Raw genomic sequence first — 3,187 nt, 5'->3', positions numbered from 1 at the left:
TAATGGTCAAATTGTCACGGCTGATTTTTGGGTAAACGTGGAATAATTATACTCGCATTTTTTGTTTCTGAAGCAGAGAAACAGATTTTTGTTTCAAATGCTTGATTTCTCAACATTTTGCTATCAGCTAACTACTGGTGGCTGATAGCAAAACTCCTTGGCGATAAATCATGAGTAAACTATGGAATCAATCGTTAGTGTGATCGAATTTGCCGATGTTAAGTTTGGGAACTTCGATCGCACTAACGTCATTACTCCATAACAACCTGACTCCGACACTCTTAGTGCTTAAATACTCTGCTCATTAGCATTACGAACCGTCATTTCAAAATCATCGCAAAGCTTATCAATCAGGTCTTCAGTTTCTTTAAAAAAGTTCTCCCCTACTTTTCTGCGATTTAAAGCTTTGTAAGTACGATAAATTTTGGCGAACTCATCATATCTCTCAGCTTCGGAAACATTTGACTTAATTTTCACAATCAAACGTTTACCGTTGTCAGAATTTCGCACGTATTCAAATAAGTCGCTAATCTTTGATTCAAACTCTTTAATTAGTTCTCCCTTTAAATCTTCTTGCTCGTTACGGGCTTCGATAATTGCTAGAATGTCAAATTGATATACCGTACTATTAGGTTCTTTAGCTTTAGCAACCTTGGTTAGTCTATTATTTTTCGCCTCTGGCTCCTGAGTTTCAACCTCGATAATACCGATTTGATTATCGAAATAAACCTCGATCGCATCTTTTACCTCACTAATACGGTACAGTCTATTGTAGAGGGTGTTGAACAGATGCAGAAATTCTAGAAAACTAGGCTCGCTATACTTCTTATCTAAAGCAATCACATACTCAATACGGTTGAGAATGGTGAAATATTGGGCAGTTTTTGTTTTTGTATCAGCGGTATGATTGGGGTTGGCATTGATGTGTTTTTCAATGCTGCTCTCTAAATCAAAATAGTTGGCAGGATTGTTCCGCTTTGCATCATCATTAAAGATTCTCAGGAAGATATTAAAGAATTGTTGGTAAACATCAGACTTTTTTAGCTCAGCGAACAGAATGTCTAAAACTCGTTCATCGCTGAAAGGGTCAAAGTCACTAACAACAACATCAGAAAAATGCTCAAAGGCGTCTTTGATATTTTGCACATTGACATTGTTATAGGAAAAGTCCACAATTTTACAGTCATTTTTATATTTGGCTGTGCGGTTCACCCGCGAGATAGCTTGGATCGCAGCAATGCCCTTAATTTCTTTATCTAAGAATAAGGTGTGTAATCTTTTTTCATCAAACCCTGTTTGCAACTTGGCTACAACAATAATTAAGCCATTTTTCTTGAGAGCGAAGCTTTCTAAAACTTTTTCTTCTGTGAGTCCATCATTTAGCCCGGTTGCACTTTGTTCGTCTTGGTTGCTGGAGTAAACAATATGAATGGGAGCCTCAGCATATTTGGCATATTTCTGCTCTTTAATTAGTTCGTAAAAATTTTGTGTTACAGCTTGTTTGTAAGCGATCGCCGCTTTGATCGAATATACTGCTAACATGGCTTTCCCTGTGCCTCGGATTTGCCGATAGACATCTTTCACCAGCAAATCGGCAACATATTGGGCGATCGCACCAATTCGATCGCGGTTTTCATAAATTTGCTTTTTATCAGCGTCTTTGTAGTTAGGTTCGGTGAAGCCCTCTAGTTCGTTGCGAGGGAGGCCGAATAGCATTTTAGAGGCGACGGGGACAATATTTTTGAGGGAATTGAGAATAAAGCCATCTTCAATGGCTTCTTTCATGGTGTAAGAGTCGAAGGGAACCCAGAGTTTTTCACTTTCAGCATAGCCGCTAAATTCGCCAAAGCGTGCCAGGGTGCGATCGTCGGGGGTAGCAGTAAAGCCAATAATCAGGTTTTTCTTAGTGCGGGTTTGGTTGTATAGAGCCTCTTTGTCAAACGGGGTTTGCAGTTGGTCAAAGATATTGACCATTTCTTCGTGTTGCTCGCCACTGTTGGAGCGGTGGATCTCGTCGATTAGAAAGACGATGCGGAGTTGGGTGAGTTTTTGTAGGGTGTCAGAGTCAAGTATTTCCTCCACAGCTCCGAATTTTTGCAGGTTGACAATGACTAAGCGGGTATCGGACTGAAGGGCTTGTTGGAAGGTTTTTTTGTTGTTGGCCTCAATGTACATTCGGTTGTCAATGTTCATGTTGAGCATTTTCGAGTCGATCTGGCTGCGGAGTTGTAGGCGATCGACCACAATCATGATTTTGTCGTAGACATATTGACCGTCGCGACGTAAATCTTTGAGTTGCAGGGCTGTCCACCCAATGATGTTGGATTTACCAAAGCCAGCGGCATATTGCAGCAGAAGAGAATAGACGTTTTTGTTGTTCTCGTAAGTTTTGCGCTTTTGGATTAGTTCGTGACGTTTGGCGGTGGAGACGTGGGCTAACTGCTGTTCTAACTGGTGAATAAAGTAGTCGTCTTCGGCTTCATGTTCCAAAAACTCGTCAATTTTAGCCAGAATTTTATCAGTGCCAAATTTTTGTTTGGGGCGAGGCGAAATTAGGTGTCCAATTTCGCTTTTGAGTTCCTTTTTGCCATTGACCACATAAACATCCCGCTCAATGAAGTTGTAGTAGAGAATTTCTTTTTCAATGAAGCTTTTGCCGTAGTGAGCGGTGAAGAGTTCTTTGAGTTTGCCTTTTTTGTTACCGTCAGGATTTAGAAGCGGATAGGGTTTGAAAGCTTTGACAACTTTCTTTTCGTACTCTTCGCGATCGAACTTCCCTTCGCGGCAGGTGGTGAGGATATCGTCAAAATAGTCAGAGAGCGTCCGAATGACGTAGGTTTCGGCAATGTCGGTGGTGGTGATGTGAATGGCTTTTTCAAAAATTTTGAGGAAGTCTTTGCGGTAAGAGTCTTTGTCTTTGTCGCTGAGGTCAGCATTTTTATCAAAAGCATCGTGATAGGCTCGCACAGCACCAAAATAGTTTTTGATGACTTTACCCCGTCCATTTTTACGGGCGGTTTGGTTGCTGAGGTTAGATTTTAATTCGCTGTAGCCGAGGTAAATGCCATTGACAAAGAGGCAGATATCTGGACGGAAGGAAAAGATTTGTTCGCCTTGATAGTGGTATTTGTAAGGCAGTTCTTGAACGACAGAGAAAATGTTTTGAGCAAAGAGGCTGCTGTCGTGA

At 41.0% G+C, this 3,187-nt stretch carries 1 protein-coding gene; it reads right to left on the bottom strand.

The features are described 5' to 3' along the window. Window positions 1-288: 288 nt before the first annotated feature. On the bottom strand, window positions 289-3,187 hold a 2,899-nt coding region (locus tag ACUVJL_RS18570), incomplete at its 5' end, for a DEAD/DEAH box helicase family protein (RefSeq protein WP_445247213.1).

This window comes from Microcoleus sp. OTE_8_concoct_300, assembly GCF_031383065.1.
GTDB lineage: Bacteria > Cyanobacteriota > Cyanobacteriia > Cyanobacteriales > Microcoleaceae > Microcoleus.
Note: the sequence above shows the minus strand (reverse complement) of the source record. Positions and strands in the feature narration are given on the sequence as shown.